This window comes from Sphingomonas sp. (assembly GCF_017304635.1).
Taxonomy (GTDB): Bacteria; Pseudomonadota; Alphaproteobacteria; order Sphingomonadales; family Sphingomonadaceae; genus Sphingomonas.
In genome coordinates, this window is the sequence record NZ_JAFKMA010000003.1 from 146304 (window position 1) to 161979 (window position 15676).

A 15676-nucleotide genomic window follows, 5' to 3' on the forward strand; every position below is an offset into this window, starting at 1 on the left:
TTGATCCTGCATGCACTGACCGCGATCGACTTCAACGACCTGCATCTCAACAAGGTGCTGTTGCCGATCCACCTGTTCGGCCGCGACCTGTTCGAGATCAAATGGTATTCGATTGCCTACATCGCCGGGATCGTCGTCGGCTGGATGTACCTGCTGCGATTGCTGCGCGCACCGGGCGCGCCGATGGCGAAGCGGCATGCCGAGGATCTGGTATTCTACGCGACGCTCGGCATCATCCTAGGCGGGCGGCTCGGCTACGTGATCTTCTACGCGCCGACCATGTTCCTCCACCCCCTCACTATCGTGCGGCTGTGGGACGGCGGCATGTCGTTCCACGGCGGGGTGATCGGCACCAGCCTGGGCCTGATCCTGTTCGCGCGGCGGCACAAGCTCGACTGGCTGCGCATTCACGATTACGTCGCGTGCTGCGTTCCGTTCGGGCTGTTCTTCGGGCGGCTCGCGAATTTCGTGAACGGCGAATTGTGGGGCCGGGTCGCCGACCCGAACCTGCCCTGGGCCGTCATCTTCCACGGTACGCCCAACGACGTCGCCCGCCATCCGAGCCAGCTGTACGAAGCGGGGCTGGAGGGCATCGTCCTGTTCGCGATCCTGTGGTTCGCGTTCTGGCGGACCCAGGCGCGGTACGAGCCGGGCAAGCTGGTCGGGCTGTTCGTCGGCTTCTACGGGCTGTTCCGCTACACGGTAGAGTTCTTCCGCGAGCCCGACAGCCAGTATCTGACCGACCCGATCCTCGGCACGCCGGGGCTGCACATGGGGCAGTTGCTGTGCCTGCCGATGATCCTGAGCGGCGCGTGGCTGGTGTGGACGGCCAAGGGCCGCCGCCGGCGCGTAACCCCGATCGCCGGGGACGAGGCGGTGGCCTAAGCGAAGCGAACGTAAGATTTTGAACCGGCTGCCATGACCGACGGCTCGCTCCCCGACCGTCTCGCGCGCGCGATCACGATGGCGGGGCCGATCCCGCTGTCGCAATATATCGCCGCCGCCAATGCCGAATATTACGGCACGCGCGATCCGCTGGGCGCGGCGGGCGACTTCACGACCGCGCCGGAGATCAGCCAGATGTTCGGCGAATTGATCGGCCTATGGGCGGCCGATCTGTGGCAGCGCGCGGGGTCGCCGCCGGTCGCCTGGGTCGAGCTCGGCCCCGGGCGCGGCACGCTGACCGCCGATGCGCTGCGGGCTATGGCAAGCGTCGGGCTAACCCCACCGGTCCATTTCGTCGAGACCAGCGCCGCCTTGCGCCAGCGCCAGAAGGCCGCCGTGCCGGGCGCGACGTGGCATGACGACGTCGCGACATTGCCTGCCGATCGCGCGCTGATCGTCGTCGCCAACGAGTTCTTCGACGCGCTCCCGATTCGCCAGCTGGTGCGCGGGCAGGACGGCTGGCGCGAGCGGGTGGTGGCGTGCCAGGACCTGCTGTTTCTGCCGATCGCCGGCAAGGCGGTGCCCGACAGCGTGATCCCCGACCATTTGCGCGAGGCCGCCGCCGGATCGGTGATCGAGACCTCGCCCGCATCGGTGGCGATCGGGCGCGCGGTGGCCCAGCGGCTGGCGGCACAGGGTGGCGCGGCGCTCGTGATCGATTACGGGTACGAAGGCCCCGCGCTCGGCGACACGTTGCAGGCGGTCAGCGGCCATCGCTACGCCAATCCATTCGAGGAGCCGGGCAGCCGCGACCTGACCGCGCATGTCGATTTCGCGACATTGGGCGCGGCGGCGGCGGTCGAGGGCGTGCGCGTCGCCGGGCCGACCGGCCAAGGCGCGTTCCTGACCGCGCTCGGCATCGATCCGCGTGCCGCGGCGCTGGCCAAGGCCGCGCCCGAGCGGGCCGACGCGATCGCCGCCGATCGCGAGCGGCTGGTCGGCGAGAAGGCGATGGGGACGCTGTTCCGGGCGATGGCATGGACCGCGCCAGAGTGGCCCGAGCCGGCGGGGTTTGCGTGACACGCCTCCACTATCGTCATCCCCGCGAAAGCGGGGACCCATCTCCCGCGGTCGCCGAGCTCGCAACGGTCGTGGTCTGGGCCGGCCATAGGAGATGGGTCCCCGCTTTCGCGGGGATGACGGAAGTGACAGGGCGCGGCCGATGATCGCCTACCGCGACGCCACCCCGACCGACGCACCGGCCCTCCGCGCGCTGTTCGTCGAGAGCTTCACCGCGACGTTCGGCCATCTCTACGCGCCCGCCGACCTCGCCGCCTTCCTGGTCGACTTCACCGAGGACAGCTGGCGCGCGCAACTCGCCGACCCCGCCTTCGCCTTCCGCGTCGCGACCGACGGCGACACCATCGCCGGCTATGCCAAGATCGGCCCCGTCGCCTTTCCCGGCGACTGGCCGGCCGATGCGATCGAGCTCTATCAGCTCTACGTCCTCGGTCCGTGGCAAGGCACCGGCATCGCCGCCGCCCTCATGGACTGGGTGCTCGCCGCCGCCCGGCACCGTGGCGCTCGGGAGCTGATCCTGTCGGTCTATGTCGACAATCATCGTGCGCGGCGCTTCTATCAGCGCTACGGCTTTGCCGAGATCGGCCGCTATACCTTCATGGTCGGCGATCACGAGGACGACGATCGCCTGATGCGACTGGAACTGTGAGCGAGGTCGAGGTCAATCGCGCGGGCGTGCTTGCCGGGGTGGCGCACGGTTTCCTCGGGCGGCGCGGCGGGGCGTCGACCGGGCTCTATGCCGGGCTCAACGTCGGCACCGGGTCGGACGACGAGCCCGCGACGATCGCCGAGAATCGCCGGCGCGCGGTCGCCGCGGTGCTGCCGGGCGCGCGACTCGTCCAGCCGTACCAGATCCACTCCGCCGATTGCGTGACGGTGGTCGAGCCGTGGAACGACGCGATGCGCCCGCACGCCGACGCCGTCGTCACCGCGACGCCCGGCCTCGCGCTCGGTATCGTGACCGCGGACTGCGTGCCGGTGCTGTTCGCCGATCGCGAGGCCGGCGTGGTCGGGGCGGCGCATGCCGGGTGGAAGGGCGCGATCGGCGGCGTGACCGACGCGACGCTGCTGGCGATGGAGTCACTGGGCGCCAGGCGCGAGCGGATCGCCGCCGCGATCGGGCCGTGCATCCGCCAGCCGAGCTACGAGGTGGACGCCGCGTTCCGCCAGCGCTTCGTCGCCGCCGATTCCGCCAATGCGCGATTCTTCGCAAGCGGCCGGGCCGATCATGTCCAGTTCGACCTGCCGGGCTATGTCGCGGCGCGGCTGGCGGCGGACGGCGTCGGCGCGGTGGAGACGCTCGATCTCGACACGTATCCGCTCGAAGACCGATTCTACAGCTTCCGCCGCGCGACGCATCGCGGCGAGCCGGGTTATGGCCGGCAAATCTCGATCATCGGGCTGGAGATCTAGGCCGCCAGCATCGCGAGCTGCGCGCGCACCAGGTCGAGATTGTGTTGCGCGAGATGACCGCCGCGCCCCGCGACGCTGCCCTCCAGATCGGGTCGGTCGCCGATCGCGAGCGCTCGCTCCCACGACGCACAGGCATGCGGCAGCCAGTGACCGATCGCGTTCCCCGGATCGGCCATCGCACAATCGAGCAGCACGTCGCCGAGGACGAAGTGGAAGTCGGGTGACTGCACCCACGCGCCGCGCTCGTTTTCGGCTAAGTCGATCGCCTCGTCGAGCTGCCCGCTCTTGGCGAGCGCGTGGAGTTGACCGACGACGAGTTCGTGCCGCCAGTTGGCGGTCGGCGGCGTGAGCGGCAGCGCGGTCGCGAAATGATCGGCCGCGGCGCGCTCGTCGCCGCGCATCTGCGCGTCCTTGCCGAGCTGGTAGTGAATGTAAGGGTCATCCGGTGCGTCACGCAGTTCCGCCAGCAGCAGCGGCCGGTTGCGCTCGCGCTTGCGGACCAGTTGCGCATCGACATAGCCATCATGGCCGAGCGTCGTGGCGACGTCCGCGCGGGGCAGGTCGCTCGTGACCTGTTCGTGTACGCGGCCGGCGAAGCGCGCGCCGCGCGGCAGTACGCGGGTGATACGGTTTTGCGTCGCGTGGCCGCCCGCGCTCGCCTCGCTGACGATCGCGACTCGCCCGAGACGCGGCGGTCCGGCGCAGAAATCACGGAGAGCCTCCCCACCTTCCGCGATCCACTCGTCGGCGTCGATCACCAGGTTCCAGTCGGCATCGGTCAGCGCCAGCGCGACGTTGCGCGCATCGGCGAAGCTGTCGGGCCACGGCGCCTCGAACACGTCCGCCCCGCAGCCCTGCGCGATCGTCATCGTCGTGTCGCTCGATCCGGTGTCTAGCACCACCATGCGATCGACCCACGGCCGCACGCTGTCGAGGCAGCGCGCAATGCACCGCGCCTCGTCGCGAACGATCAGCACGGCGGCGAGCGAGGAACGAGGGTCGACCATCCCACCCGGCTTGCCCGCGCATGGTGAAGATCGCGTTAACCACCGCGCCCGCCGCACGCGACGACCGTTTCACTTGCAACCTTCTCGCTTCTATGCGTTCAGGCAGGCCAAGGAGATCACGATGCCCAAGCAGCCGCCAGCAACCGACCAGGCGACCGAAGCCGACCTGACCGGTGTCGCCGCCCCAGCCCCGCGCAAGACCGAACCGGCGGAGATCGGGGGGCGCAAGCTGAAGCCCTCGACGCTGATGATGGGCCACGGCTTCGACCCGATGCTGTCGGAAGGATCGCTCAAACCCCCGATCTTCCTGACCTCGACCTTCGTCTTCCCCAACGCCGCCGCGGGCAAGCGCCATTTCGAGGGCGTGACGGGCAAGCGCCCGGGCGGGGCCGAGGGCCTGGTCTATTCGCGCTTCAACGGCCCGAACCAGGAAATCCTCGAGGATCGCCTGGGTATCTGGGAAGGGGCGGAGGACGCGCTCGCCTTCTCGTCGGGCATGTCGGCGATCGCGACGCTGTTCCTGTCGATGGTCAAGCCGGGCGATACGATCGTTCATTCCGGCCCCCTCTATGCCGCGACCGAGACGCTGATCGCGCGCATCCTCGGGCGGTTCGGGGTGCATTGGCTCGACTTCCCGGCGGGCGCCACGCGCGAGGAGATCGACGCGGTGCTGCAAAAGGCGTCGTCGGGCAACGTCGCCTTGATCTACCTCGAAAGTCCCGCCAACCCAACCAACGCGCTGGTCGATGTCGAGGCGGTGCGCGCGAGCCGCGACGCCATCTTCACCGGCACCAACAAGCCGCCGATCGCGATCGACAACACCTTCCTCGGCCCGCTGTGGCACAAGCCGCTCGATCACGGGGCGGAGATCGTCGTCTATTCACTGACCAAGTATGCCGGCGGGCATAGCGATCTCGTCGCGGGCGGCGTGCTGGGCTCGAAGGAGCACATCAACACGATCCGGCTGATGCGCAACACGATCGGCACGATCTGCGACCCCAACACCGCATGGATGCTGCTGCGCAGTCTGGAAACGCTCGAGCTGCGGATGAGCCGCGCCGGTGAGAACGCGGTCAAGGTCTGCCAATTCCTGCGCGATCACCCGAAGGTCGAGCGCGTCGGCTATCTCGGCTTCCTGAAGGACGGCAAGGACGCGCGTCAGGCCGATATCTACGCACGCCATTGCACCGGCGCCGGCTCGACCTTCTCGCTCTATCTGAAGGGCGGCGAGGCGGAGGCGTTCGCGTTCCTCGACGCGCTCAAGATCGCGAAGCTCGCCGTGTCGCTCGGCGGCACCGAAACGCTGGCGTCGCACCCCGCGGGGATGACGCATTTGTCGGTGCCGGAAGCCCGCAAACAGGCGCTCGGCATCACCGACAACCTCGTGCGCATCTCGATCGGGGTCGAGGACGCCGACGACCTGATCGCCGACTTCGCCGCCGCGCTCGACGCGATCTAAGGGACTGCGGTAACGGCGGCACCGCGCGATGGAGATCAGGCGAGCAACACCAGACGACGCCGCGGGCATGGGGCGCGTGTTGCGGGAGATCGTCGCCCGCACCGGCAAGGAGCGTCCGACGGATGTCGCCTTCGTCACGTCGCGCTATCTCGCCGATCCCACCAGCATCCGTTGCACGGTCGCGATCGCCGACGATGGCGAGGTCGTGGGTTTCCAGTCGCTGAAGGTCGCCGGACCGGGCAATCCCTACGACACGCCGGACGGCTGGGGCATCATCGGCACGCACATCAGCCCAAGGGCACACCGGCAGGGCGTCGGCACGAAGCTGTTCGCCGCCAGCAAGCGAGCGGCATTCGATGCCGGGCTCGAAAAGATCGATGCCTATATCGCCGCCGACAATCCGATGGGACTACGCTACTACGACGCGATGGGGTTCCGGACCTATCGGGAACCGGACGGTATCGTGCAGAAGGTGCTCGTTCTAGCGGCTTGAGGGATCAACTCGCCGTCGATCGCGCGCGCAACGGCTATCCCCACAACCGCGCGCGGTAGGCGGCGAAGCAGCGTTCGCCGCATTTCAGGCGGATCAGCGCGCCTTCGGCCATCGCGGTCGCGCGGCGGGGGTCTTCGGCGACGGCGGGGCGGATCGCTTCGCGGTTCCAGTCCTCGCTATGCTTAACGTCGAGCACGGCGTGGAGCGTGAAGTAGCGCGCTTCCTTGGCCGTCAGCCCGACCCGCTTGAGCCCGTCCGCGACCAGCCCCGCGCGGGTCGGCGCGGTCAGTTCGATCACGCCGAGCGCCCCGACCGAATGCCAGGCATAGCGCCGGTTGCTCGCCATCGCGGTCATCGCATTGGCCAGCGCCAGGCTTTCCCACACCGTCTGCTCGATCACCGGCGCGACCTGTAGTGTCTCGACCAGCGCGTCGAGCATCGGGCCGTGCATGCCCTTCGCCGTGCCGTGCCCCATTTCGTCCCAGTAATTGCGCGCGAGTTCCAGCTTCGGGCGCACCGGCAGCTTCACCTGCGTCATCGCGACGAGATCGTCGAAGCCCGCTTCGCCGGCGGCTTCCTGTTCGAAGAACCATCGCAACTGGTCCTTGTCAGCGGTCTCCGCCAGCCATGGAAACAGCGGATCGCCCTGCCCCGGGCCGCTCGCCTTCAGCCCCTCGAACCAGCCGATGAATCCCTCGACATCGGTCGGCGCGCGGGCGGCTTCGTCGGCGACCTCGTCCCGCAATTCCTCGAGGAAGGCGCCTTCCAGCCGCTGCATCTTGACGTCGCGCTCGAACGTCTTCTGCCAGTCGCCGTCGGGGAAACCGGGCGCCAGCCGCTCGCGGTTCCAATGCGCCAGCCCGCGCTGGAAACTGTCCCGGAGAAATTGCGAGCCGCTGTCGTTCGCGAAATCGCGCGCCCGTGTCGCCATGTTGTTCAGATCCCTCCAGATTGGACCGGGGAAACAGACGGTTGACGGCGATGTTCCTGTTCGACGCGCCCGGTTTGATCGCGATCAATGCGTTTTTGCGAGCGTGTCCGGTGGTCGGATCAGCGACCGCGAACCGCCCATCGCAGACCCTTCCCGGAACGGTGACGGCGTGGCGGCGTTGATGCGGCGGCCAATCGCAAGGAGTTCCGCCATGCGTCCTTATCTGTCCCTGTTCGCCACTGTTTCGCTGCTCGCCGCGCCCGCCTTCGCACAGACCGCGATGCCGCCGGCGCCGCCGCCCGATGCCGTCACAGGCGGAACGGCCGCCAGCACCGCCAACGCCAACCGCCAGGCCGCCGATGCGATCGACGCGCGCGAGGATGCCGCGATCGCGCGCGTCAACGCGATAAACGCGGCGTCCGCCGATCAATATGCGATCGACATGGCGAACTACGATACGGCCGTGCGGGCGCAGCATGCCGAGCAGGTCGCGCAGATGATGCGCTATCGCCACCAGCGGCGGGCCTATGCCGATGCGATGGTCGCCTGGCGCGCGCAGGTCGCGGCGTGCAAGGCCGGCAATAATGCCGCCTGCCGCGCGCCGACTCCGGACCCCGCCGCGTTCTGGTGACGGAAGGTCGAAGCGGTGCCGGGCGGCACCGCTTCCCGGATCGGTCAACCGTCGCCGACGCGCTCGATATCGGCGCCGACCGCCTGTAACTTCTCTTCCAGCCGCTCGTAGCCGCGGTCGAGGTGATACACGCGGCTGACCTGCGTCTCGCCGTCCGCGACCAGCCCGGCGATGATGAGGCTCATCGACGCGCGCAGGTCGGTCGCCATTACCGGCGCCCCGACCATCCGATCGACCCCGCGCACCACCGCAGTCCGCCCGCGCACCTGGATGTCCGCCCCCATTCGCGCGAGTTCGGGCACGTGCATGTATCGATTTTCGAAGATCGTCTCGGTCAGCACGCTGGCGCCGTCGGCCTTGCACAGCATCGCCATGAACTGCGCCTGCATATCGGTCGCGAAGCCCGGGAATGGCGCGGTCGACAGCGTCAGCGGCTTGAGCTTGCCATCCGAAGATACGTGGAGCGACTGGCCCTTTTCCTCGACCGAGACCCCGGCATCGACCAGCGCCGCGACGGTCGCGCGCATGTCGTCGCCCTTCACCCCGACCAGCTCGACCGCACCACCGGCGATGCCGACCGCACAGGCATAGCTGCCCGCCTCGATCCGGTCGGGCATCACCCGATACGTCGCGCCGTGCAGGCGATCGACGCCTTCGATCTCCAGCGTCTCGGTGCCGACGCCCGAGATCGACGCGCCCATCGCGAGCAGCAGGTTGCAGAGGTCGACGATCTCCGGCTCGCGCGCGGCATTCTCGATCACGGTCGGTCCCTTCGCCAGTACCGCCGCCATCAGCGCATTCTCGGTCGCGCCGACCGACACGATCGGGAAGGTCACGCGCCCGCCCGGCAGTCGTCCGCCGGGTGCCGTCGCTTTCACATAACCGGCGGCGAGCTCGATCTCCGCGCCCATGGCCTCCAATGCCTTCAGGTGAAGGTCGATCGGACGGTTGCCGATCGAGCAACCGCCAGGCAGCGACACCGTCGCCTCGCCCGCGCGCGCGACCAGCGGGCCGAGCACCAGGATCGACGCGCGCATCTTGCGGACGATGTCGTATGGCGCCTCGGTCGAGGTCAGCCGGCCCGCGCGCATCGTCATGACGCGGCCGAAATCCTCCGGCCGCGATCCCTCGATCTGGGTCGATGCGCCGAGCTGGTTGAGCAGGTGCCCGAAACTGTCGACATCGGCCAGCCGCGGCAGGTTGCGCAGCGTGACCGGTTCCTCGGTCAACAGCGCGCACGGCATCAGCGTCAGCGCCGAATTCTTGGCGCCCGAAATGGGCAGTTTGCCGGACAGGCGATTGCCGCCACGAATGAGGATGCGGTCCATGTCCGAACCTCTACCGCGCCCGCCCGCGCGCGCAAGCCGTGCATATTGCAACGCCCTCGCAACGAGCCTTGATCGATTTTAATGCACGCCCCTCCGCGCGCTGCTTTGTGCGACGAACCGCGGGGGAGTTTGCGCTTAGTGTCAGGGAGTTATTTCGCCGAACGGCTGGGCGATCTGGCGCCGCTCTCCGACGCGGAGAAGGCGGCGCTGGCGCGGCTGGAGGAACGCGAGCGGACGCTACGGCGCGGCGCATCGTTGCGGCGCGAGAACGACCGTGTCGGCGAACTGTTCATTGTGCGCAAGGGCATGCTGATGGCGTCGATGCTGCTCGACGACGGCAGCCGCCAGATTTTGCGCTTCCTGTTCCCCGGCGACCTGATCGGGCTGTCGGGTCTAGCCTATCGCGAATCCCCGGAGACGATCACGGCGCTGAGCGATTGCACCGTCTGCCCGTTCGACCGCGCGGCCTTCGCCGAACTGCTGGCAGCGCATCCGCGGCTGGCGGCTTTGGTCATCGTCAACAGCCAGATCGAGCGCGCGGCGCTGACCGATCGCCTCGCCGCGCTCGGCCGCACTTCGGCGCGGGCGCGCGTCGCCGCCGTATTGATCGAGATGCGCAACCGCCTGCGCATGATGGATCGCTCGATCACCGACGCGTTCGTGCTCGGCCTGACGCAGGAGGAGATCGGCGACGCGACCGGGCTGACCGCGGTCCATGTCAACCGTATGCTGCGCCAACTCGAGGAAGACGGGCTGATCGCGCGCGAAGGCGGGCGCGTCCATTTCCGCAACGAGCCCGCGCTGGCGCGCGAGGCGAACTATGTCGATCGCTACGAGAAGCTCGACCTGAGCTGGCTGCCGCCAGCGCGGTAAAGCGTCGCCCCGGCGCAGGCCGGGGCGACGGCATCTACTTCAACGTCGCGCTGTCGAGATCGAGGCTGCTCGCCGGGATCACCTCGACCGCCGGATATTTCTTGCGCAGGTCGTCGATGAACAATTTGGCGTCGCCGACCACGACGATGCTGGCGTTGGTCGGGTCGAGCAGCCGTTGCGACACGCGCTGGACCTGCGCCGGGTCGATCCCGTCGATGCGCGGCGTGAAGCTCTTCAACTCGCTCAGCGGCACGCCTTCGATCACGTAATTTCCGAGTACGTTGGCGATCCCGCTGGTGGTTTCCGTCTCGCGGCCGAAATCGCCGATCAGCACGGCCTTGCGCGAGCTCAGTTCGTCCACCGGCACCGGCGCCGTGCCCATCCCGCGCATCGTATCGAGGATCAGGCCGACGACCTCGGTCGCCGAGGGATTCTTGGTCTGGGTGTTGGCGGCGACATAGCCCGGCTGGCGCCGCGCCGCGAGCCCGCTGCCCGCCCCATAGGCGAGGCCACGCTTGATGCGGATTTCCTGGTTGAGCCGCGACGAGAACCCGACGCCCAGCGTCGCGTTGGCGACGCTGGCGGCGTAGAAGTCCGGATCGCGCCGCGCGATCCCCGGCCGCGCGACGACGACGCCCGCCTGCCCGGCATTGGGCAGGTCGACGACGATGATCCGCGGCGGCAGCGCGACGGCGGCCACCGTCGGCACCGGCGCGGGAGCCGCCCCACCGCCACGCCAGCTACCGAAATTGGCCTCGACCAGCGCCTTCGCCGCCGCCGGCGTCACGTCGCCGACCAGGACCAGCGTGGTATCGCCCGGCCGCCACGTCGCGGCATAGGCACCGGTCACGTCGGCCCGCGTGATCGCCTTCAGCGACATGGGCGTGCCCGACAGCGCGTGGCCGTACGGAGAGTTGCCTATCACCGCCCGCGCCGCGACCAGATTCGCGAGCCGCCCCGGATTCTTCAATTGCACCTGCACCCCGTCGATCGCCTGCGCGCGGTCGCGCTCCAGCTCGTCGGCGGCGAAGGCGGGGTTGCGCGTCACGTCCGCCAGCACGCCGAGCCCGGAGGGCAACTGGTCGGCCTTCACCTGCATCGCGACCTCGGTCGAATCCCAGCCGGCGCCCGACGAGATCGAGCCGCCCAAATTCTCCACCGCATTGGCGATCTGCGTCGCCGAGCGCGTCCTCGTGCCCTTCGTCATCAGGTCGGCGGTCAGGTTGTTCAGCCCCGCCCGGCCCGCCGGATCGGCTGCGCCGCCGCCGTTCGCGACGATCCGCACGCTGACTAGCGGCAAATCGTGCTTCTCGACCACGATCACGCTCATCCCGTTGGCGAGCTTCATCGTGACCGGCGCGGGCAGCGTGGCGACGACGGGCGTACCGGGCGCCGGGATCGGCACGCGGTCGGCGTCGCTCGCCGGGGTGACGATCGTCACGTCGGCGGGCGCGGTCAGCGGCGCCACCTGGACGCTGTCGGCGACAGCGATCCGGTCGCCCTTCGGCCCCGACTTGGGCGCCATCTCCGCGGGCATGTAGCGGATCGCGGCCGAGCGACTGTCGGTCAGGTACTTGCGTGCGACGCGCTGGACGTCGGCCGCGGTCACGCGGGCGATCGCCGCCAGTTGCTTGTCCTCCGCCGAGGGATCGCCGTCGATGATGACGCCGCGTGCGATGGTCGAAGCCTTGCCGTCGGCGGTCTCGCGGCCGGCGATCGTCCTGGTCACGACCTGGTTCCTGGCGCGGGCGAGCTCGGCCGGAGTCACCAGCGTGTCGCGCATCCGCGCGATCTCGGCCCGCAACGCCGCCTCGCCCGCCGCGACATCCTTGCCGTTCGCCATCGTCGCGACGGCGACGAACGATCCCGGTCCCTGCTTGGTATCGACGAACGTGTTGACCGACTGCGCGAGCTGGTCGCGATAGACCAGGTCCTGATACAGCCGCGAACTGTCGCCGGTCGCGAGGATCGCGTCGAGCACGGTCAGTGCCGGAATGTCGGCATCGCGATCGGGCGGGATCTGGTAGCTGATGAGCACGGCGGGCAGCGGCGTGTTGGGCTCGTACACCGTATAGTGCGTCGCCTGCGTCCGCTCGGGCTCGGCGACCGTCACGCGCGGGATCGGACGGTTGGGCTTCGCAATCGGGCCGAAATATCTGTCGACCCAGGCGTCGAGTTGCTGCGGATCGAAATTGCCCGCGACCACCAGCACGGCATTGTCGGGCCGGTAATAGGTCGCATGGAACGCGCGCACGTCGTCGATCGTCGCGGCCTCGAGATTCTCCAGGCTACCGATGCCCGGCCGCGCGTACGGATGCACGCTGTAGCTGATCTCGGGATAATAGATCGAATAGAGCTTGCCATAGGGCGAAGCGAGCGTACGCATGCGCAGCTCCTCCTTCACCACGTCCCGCTCCGACGCGTAGCTGGTCGGCTCGACCACCAGGCTCGCCATGCGGTCCGCTTCCGCGAACAGCAGCCGCTGCAAGTGATTGGCCGGGACCACCTCGTAATAATTGGTGTAATCGTCGTTGGTCGACGCATTGTTGTAGCCGCCGACATCCTCGGTCAGGCGGTCGAAATTCTCCGACTTCAGGTTACGTGTCGCCTTGAACATCAAATGCTCGAACATGTGCGCGAAGCCCGAGCGGCCCTTGGGATCGTCCTTCGACCCGACGTCGTACCAGACCTGCACCGACACGTTCGCGGTCTTGGTGTCGCGGACGGCATAGACGCGCAGGCCGTTGGGCAGCGTGCGCACGGTATAGGCGATCGGCTTGACCGACGTCGCGGCGGCCGGCGTCATGGTGCGCGGCACGGCCTTCCGGGGAGCGGCGGCGGCGGTCAGCGGCACGAGGGCGACGCCCAGCAACAGGGCGGCACGAGAATGGCGCATGCAGGTCTCCGACAACGGACGTGAAGCTGGCGGTGTTGTGTCGCGCTAAGACGGTGGGGTCAATCGGGATCACCACCGTCGCTCGTCATTGCGAGCGCAGCGAAGCAATGACGACGGGCAGGCCAGTCCAGGCGAGCCCGCCTTTCCTCAGCGCTTCTTCTTGCCGCGGTTCGCATACAGCATCGCCGCGGCCACGGCGGCCGATCCCACCCCGGCGCCGATCGCGGCCATGCCCCATTTGCCGATCTTGGCCGGCTCGGGCGTGTTTTCCGCGGCGATCTGGCGCGCCTTCGCGGCGCGTGCGGCGGCCATGATCTCGTTTTCCTCAGGGCCGAAGGTCGGTTCGTCGGTCACGCGTCACTCTCCTTTGGCACCGGCGTAGCGCGTGCGGAATCGGTCGGCAAACGCCTTGAGTTCGCCGGCGGCGATCGCCGCGCGCAGATCGGCCATCAGCGCCTCGTAGAACCAGATGTTGTGCTCGGTCATCAGCATCGCGCCGAGGATCTCGCCCGCGCGCACCAGATGGTGGAGGTACGCGCGCTCCCACGTGCCGCACACCGGACAGCCGCACTCGGGATCGAGCGGCGACTGGTCCTCGGCGAACTTCGCATTGCGGATGTTGATCGGGCCACCTCGCGTAAACGCCTGACCGGTCCGCCCGCTCCGCGTCGGCAGCACGCAATCGAACATGTCGATCCCGCGCTCGACCGCGCCGACGATGTCGTCGGGCTTGCCGACCCCCATCAGGTAGCGGGGCCTGTCCGCCGGCAATTGCCCCGGGGCAAAGTCGAGGCATCCGAACATCGCCGCCTGCCCCTCGCCCACCGCGAGCCCGCCGATCGCATAGCCGTCGAAGCCGATTTCGGTAAGCGCCGCCGCGCTCGCCCCGCGTAGTTCTTCGTCGAGCGCGCCCTGCTGGATGCCGAACTGCGCGGCACGGTCGGCATGCTCGCCCCCGCCCAGGAACGCGTCGCGCGACCGCTTCGCCCAGCGCATCGACCGCGCCATCGCCGCCGCCTGTACCTCCCTGGTCGAGGTGGTCGGCACCAGCTCGTCGAACGCCATCACGATGTCCGAGCCGAGCAGCCGCTGGATTTCCATCGACCGTTCGGGGCTCATCAGGTGGCGCGTGCCGTCGAGGTGGCTCTTGAACTCCACCCCTTGCTCGTCGCGCTTGGTCAGCTCGGACAGGCTCATTACCTGATACCCGCCGCTGTCGGTCAAGATCGGCCGCTCCCATCCCATGAAACGATGCAGCCCGCCCAGCCGCGCGACGCGTTCCGCGCTCGGGCGCAGCATCAGGTGATAGGTGTTGCCCAGGATGATGTCGGCGCCGGCCGCGCGCACGTCGGCCGGCTTCATCGCCTTGACCGTGGCGGCGGTGCCGACCGGCATGAAGGCGGGCGTGCGGATCTCGCCGCGCCGCATCGCGATCGTGCCGGTGCGCGCGGCGCCGTCGGTGGCGTGGATGGTGAAGTCGAACCGGGGAGGCATGACGGCGCTCCTAGCGAGCGCGGCGGGCCGCTGTCGACCCGTGCATCGCGTTGGTGCGTCGTGCGTTCGACGGCGGATGACGATCGACAAGCAGGCTCTGCGCGAGATGGCGAAGCATCGCGGCCTGACGCTGAAGGCGTCGCGCCGACGCAAGCCCGGTGGCGATTTCGGCAAGCTCGGGCTGGTCGATGCCGCGGGCAAGGCCGTGCTCGGGATCGGCAACGCCGGACTGGAGGCAAGCGACGCGGAGGTGGAAACGTTCCTGCGCGACGCCACCCGCGCGACGTGGAAGAGCTCCGCCGGCACCGCGCGGATTCGGAAGGCGCCGCCTCCGCCACCCAAGCCGCCCGAACCCAAGCCCGCGCCCCACCTGAAGATCGCCAACCTGTTCGCCAGACTCCCCGCCGCCAAACGTGCCGAGGCGGTAGCGACGCTGGCCGAAGGACGCGGTGCGACGATCGAGCGGATCGTCTCCAACGGTCAGGCGACGCCCGCCGACGCGCCGATGCGGCAGGATCACGACGAATGGGTGATCGTACTGCAGGGCGAGGCCGGCTTGCGGATCGAGGACTCGGCGGAAGCGGCGCTACGGCCCGGCGACCACATCCTGATCGCGGCCGGGCAGCGCCACTGGGTCACGCGCATCGCGACGGGCGAGCCCACCGTGTGGCTCGCGGTGCGCTTCCGCTAGCGGCGCCGGCGGCGATCGTCGCCCATGTCGCGACCGGCGGTGGCGCGGATCGTCAGCAGTTCAGCGCGCGTCAGCACGCCGTCCCTGTTCTTGTCGAGCCGGTCGAAGATCTGGTCGAGCTTCGCGGTCAGTTCGGCGAGCGTGATCTGGTTGTCGCCATCGGCGTCGGTCTCGAACGGGCTCGGCAGCGCGTTGCGATCACCCAAAAACCGCTCGGCCCAATCGGCGAACGCGATATAGCCGAGCTTGCCGGTATGCGCGGTATCGATCGCGGCGAAGCTCTTCGCAACGCAGCGGTTGAGTTTCTCCTTCGTCACTCGCGCATCGCCGTCGCCGTCGCACGCCGCGATGAACATCGCGACCGGCTCGACCACCAACGTCGCCGCCGGCTGACCCTGCGACGCGGCCGGCTTGACCGGCGGCGCGGCCGCCCCGGTCTGCGCCGCGGCGGGAAAAGCCGCCAACGCAGCCACAACGAGGATCGCACTCCGCATC

The 15676-nt window shown here is 68.8% G+C and carries 16 protein-coding genes; 9 read left to right on the top strand and 7 right to left on the bottom strand.

The window, feature by feature from the left end; genetic code table 11:
- From lgt to pgeF, 4 genes are all read left to right on the top strand, one after another.
- On the top strand, nt 1-885 hold the full coding sequence (gene lgt / locus J0I47_RS10320; protein WP_294046916.1) for a prolipoprotein diacylglyceryl transferase: 885 nt from the start codon (nt 1-3) through the stop codon (nt 883-885).
- 33 nt (nt 886-918) lie between these two features.
- Nucleotides 919-1965: an SAM-dependent methyltransferase gene (locus tag J0I47_RS10325; RefSeq protein WP_294046917.1), complete on the top strand. Its 1047-nt coding sequence runs from the start codon at nt 919-921 to the stop codon at nt 1963-1965.
- A gap of 142 nt (nt 1966-2107) precedes the next feature.
- Nucleotides 2108-2614 (top strand): GNAT family N-acetyltransferase, encoded by a 507-nt coding sequence (locus tag J0I47_RS10330; RefSeq protein ID WP_294046918.1) that lies wholly within the window; start codon nt 2108-2110, stop codon nt 2612-2614.
- Nucleotides 2611-3378, top strand: a complete 768-nt coding sequence (gene pgeF, locus J0I47_RS10335) for a peptidoglycan editing factor PgeF (protein WP_294046919.1) — start codon at nt 2611-2613, stop codon at nt 3376-3378. Before J0I47_RS10330 ends, pgeF begins: the two co-directional genes overlap by 4 nt.
- Here pgeF and J0I47_RS10340 read toward each other — a convergent pair.
- Nucleotides 3375-4385, bottom strand: a complete 1011-nt coding sequence (locus tag J0I47_RS10340) for a glycosyltransferase family 2 protein (RefSeq protein ID WP_294046920.1) — start codon at nt 4383-4385, stop codon at nt 3375-3377. The genes pgeF and J0I47_RS10340 overlap by 4 nt on opposite strands.
- A gap of 121 nt (nt 4386-4506) precedes the next feature.
- Here J0I47_RS10340 and J0I47_RS10345 point away from each other — a divergent pair, with 121 nt between their 5' ends.
- Both J0I47_RS10345 and J0I47_RS10350 read left to right on the top strand, forming a co-directional pair.
- Nucleotides 4507-5844, top strand: a complete 1338-nt coding sequence (locus tag J0I47_RS10345; RefSeq protein ID WP_294046921.1) for a cystathionine gamma-synthase family protein — start codon at nt 4507-4509, stop codon at nt 5842-5844.
- A 28-nt stretch (nt 5845-5872) separates the two neighbouring features.
- On the top strand, nt 5873-6337 hold the full coding sequence (locus J0I47_RS10350) for a GNAT family N-acetyltransferase (RefSeq protein ID WP_294046922.1): 465 nt from the start codon (nt 5873-5875) through the stop codon (nt 6335-6337).
- A gap of 34 nt (nt 6338-6371) precedes the next feature.
- Here J0I47_RS10350 and J0I47_RS10355 read toward each other — a convergent pair whose 3' ends face one another.
- Nucleotides 6372-7268, bottom strand: a complete 897-nt coding sequence (locus tag J0I47_RS10355; RefSeq protein ID WP_294046923.1) for an iron-containing redox enzyme family protein — start codon at nt 7266-7268, stop codon at nt 6372-6374.
- A 211-nt stretch (nt 7269-7479) separates the two neighbouring features.
- Between J0I47_RS10355 and J0I47_RS10360 the strand changes: the two genes are divergently transcribed.
- Complete coding sequence (locus J0I47_RS10360; protein WP_294046924.1) at nt 7480-7899, top strand: hypothetical protein; 420 nt, start codon at nt 7480-7482, stop codon at nt 7897-7899.
- Between the two features lie 44 nt (nt 7900-7943).
- Here the strand turns inward: J0I47_RS10360 and murA are convergent, their stop codons facing one another.
- Nucleotides 7944-9227 carry a UDP-N-acetylglucosamine 1-carboxyvinyltransferase gene (murA, locus tag J0I47_RS10365; RefSeq protein WP_294046925.1) on the bottom strand — a complete coding sequence of 428 codons (1284 nt, stop codon included), beginning with the start codon at nt 9225-9227 and terminating at the stop codon, nt 7944-7946.
- Between the two features lie 138 nt (nt 9228-9365).
- On the opposite strand from murA, the gene J0I47_RS10370 reads away from it, so the two are divergent.
- The gene (locus tag J0I47_RS10370) at nt 9366-10100 is read left to right on the top strand and encodes a Crp/Fnr family transcriptional regulator (RefSeq protein ID WP_294046926.1); all 735 of its coding nucleotides are present in this window, start codon (nt 9366-9368) and stop codon (nt 10098-10100) included.
- A gap of 34 nt (nt 10101-10134) precedes the next feature.
- Here J0I47_RS10370 and J0I47_RS10375 read toward each other — a convergent pair whose 3' ends face one another.
- The 3 genes from J0I47_RS10375 to tgt all read right to left on the bottom strand — a co-directional run bounded on the left by J0I47_RS10375 (nt 10135) and on the right by tgt (nt 14490).
- Nucleotides 10135-12996, bottom strand: coding sequence for a pitrilysin family protein (locus J0I47_RS10375; RefSeq protein WP_294046927.1), 2862 nt, complete (start codon nt 12994-12996; stop codon nt 10135-10137).
- 147 nt (nt 12997-13143) lie between these two features.
- A complete protein-coding gene (locus J0I47_RS10380) occupies nt 13144-13350 on the bottom strand; it encodes a hypothetical protein (RefSeq protein WP_294046928.1) in 207 nt (68 codons plus the stop codon).
- 3 nt (nt 13351-13353) lie between these two features.
- A complete protein-coding gene (gene tgt, locus J0I47_RS10385) occupies nt 13354-14490 on the bottom strand; it encodes a tRNA guanosine(34) transglycosylase Tgt (protein WP_294046929.1) in 1137 nt (378 codons plus the stop codon).
- 76 nt (nt 14491-14566) lie between these two features.
- On the opposite strand from tgt, the gene J0I47_RS10390 reads away from it, so the two are divergent.
- Nucleotides 14567-15181, top strand: a complete 615-nt coding sequence (locus J0I47_RS10390) for a cupin domain-containing protein (protein WP_294046930.1) — start codon at nt 14567-14569, stop codon at nt 15179-15181.
- Here the strand turns inward: J0I47_RS10390 and J0I47_RS10395 are convergent.
- Nucleotides 15178-15675, bottom strand: coding sequence for an EF-hand domain-containing protein (locus J0I47_RS10395; RefSeq protein WP_294046931.1), 498 nt, complete (start codon nt 15673-15675; stop codon nt 15178-15180). The genes J0I47_RS10390 and J0I47_RS10395 overlap by 4 nt on opposite strands.
- Between the last annotated feature and the right edge of the window lies 1 nt (nt 15676).

Bases quoted from the DNA above. Each gene is read 5' to 3' on its own strand.
- J0I47_RS10325 (WP_294046917.1), top strand. From the start codon at position 919: ATGACCGACGGCTCGCTCCCCGACCGTCTCGCGCGCGCGATCACGATG.
- J0I47_RS10330 (WP_294046918.1), top strand. From the start codon at position 2,108: ATGATCGCCTACCGCGACGCCACCCCGACCGACGCACCGGCCCTCCGC.
- J0I47_RS10340 (WP_294046920.1), bottom strand. From the start codon at position 4,385: ATGGTCGACCCTCGTTCCTCGCTCGCCGCCGTGCTGATCGTTCGCGAC.
- J0I47_RS10345 (WP_294046921.1), top strand. From the start codon at position 4,507: ATGCCCAAGCAGCCGCCAGCAACCGACCAGGCGACCGAAGCCGACCTG.
- J0I47_RS10350 (WP_294046922.1), top strand. From the start codon at position 5,873: ATGGAGATCAGGCGAGCAACACCAGACGACGCCGCGGGCATGGGGCGC.
- J0I47_RS10355 (WP_294046923.1), bottom strand. From the start codon at position 7,268: ATGGCGACACGGGCGCGCGATTTCGCGAACGACAGCGGCTCGCAATTT.
- J0I47_RS10360 (WP_294046924.1), top strand. From the start codon at position 7,480: ATGCGTCCTTATCTGTCCCTGTTCGCCACTGTTTCGCTGCTCGCCGCG.
- murA (WP_294046925.1), bottom strand. From the start codon at position 9,227: ATGGACCGCATCCTCATTCGTGGCGGCAATCGCCTGTCCGGCAAACTG.
- J0I47_RS10375 (WP_294046927.1), bottom strand. From the start codon at position 12,996: ATGCGCCATTCTCGTGCCGCCCTGTTGCTGGGCGTCGCCCTCGTGCCG.
- tgt (WP_294046929.1), bottom strand. From the start codon at position 14,490: ATGCCTCCCCGGTTCGACTTCACCATCCACGCCACCGACGGCGCCGCG.
- J0I47_RS10390 (WP_294046930.1), top strand. From the start codon at position 14,567: ATGACGATCGACAAGCAGGCTCTGCGCGAGATGGCGAAGCATCGCGGC.
- J0I47_RS10395 (WP_294046931.1), bottom strand. From the start codon at position 15,675: ATGCGGAGTGCGATCCTCGTTGTGGCTGCGTTGGCGGCTTTTCCCGCC.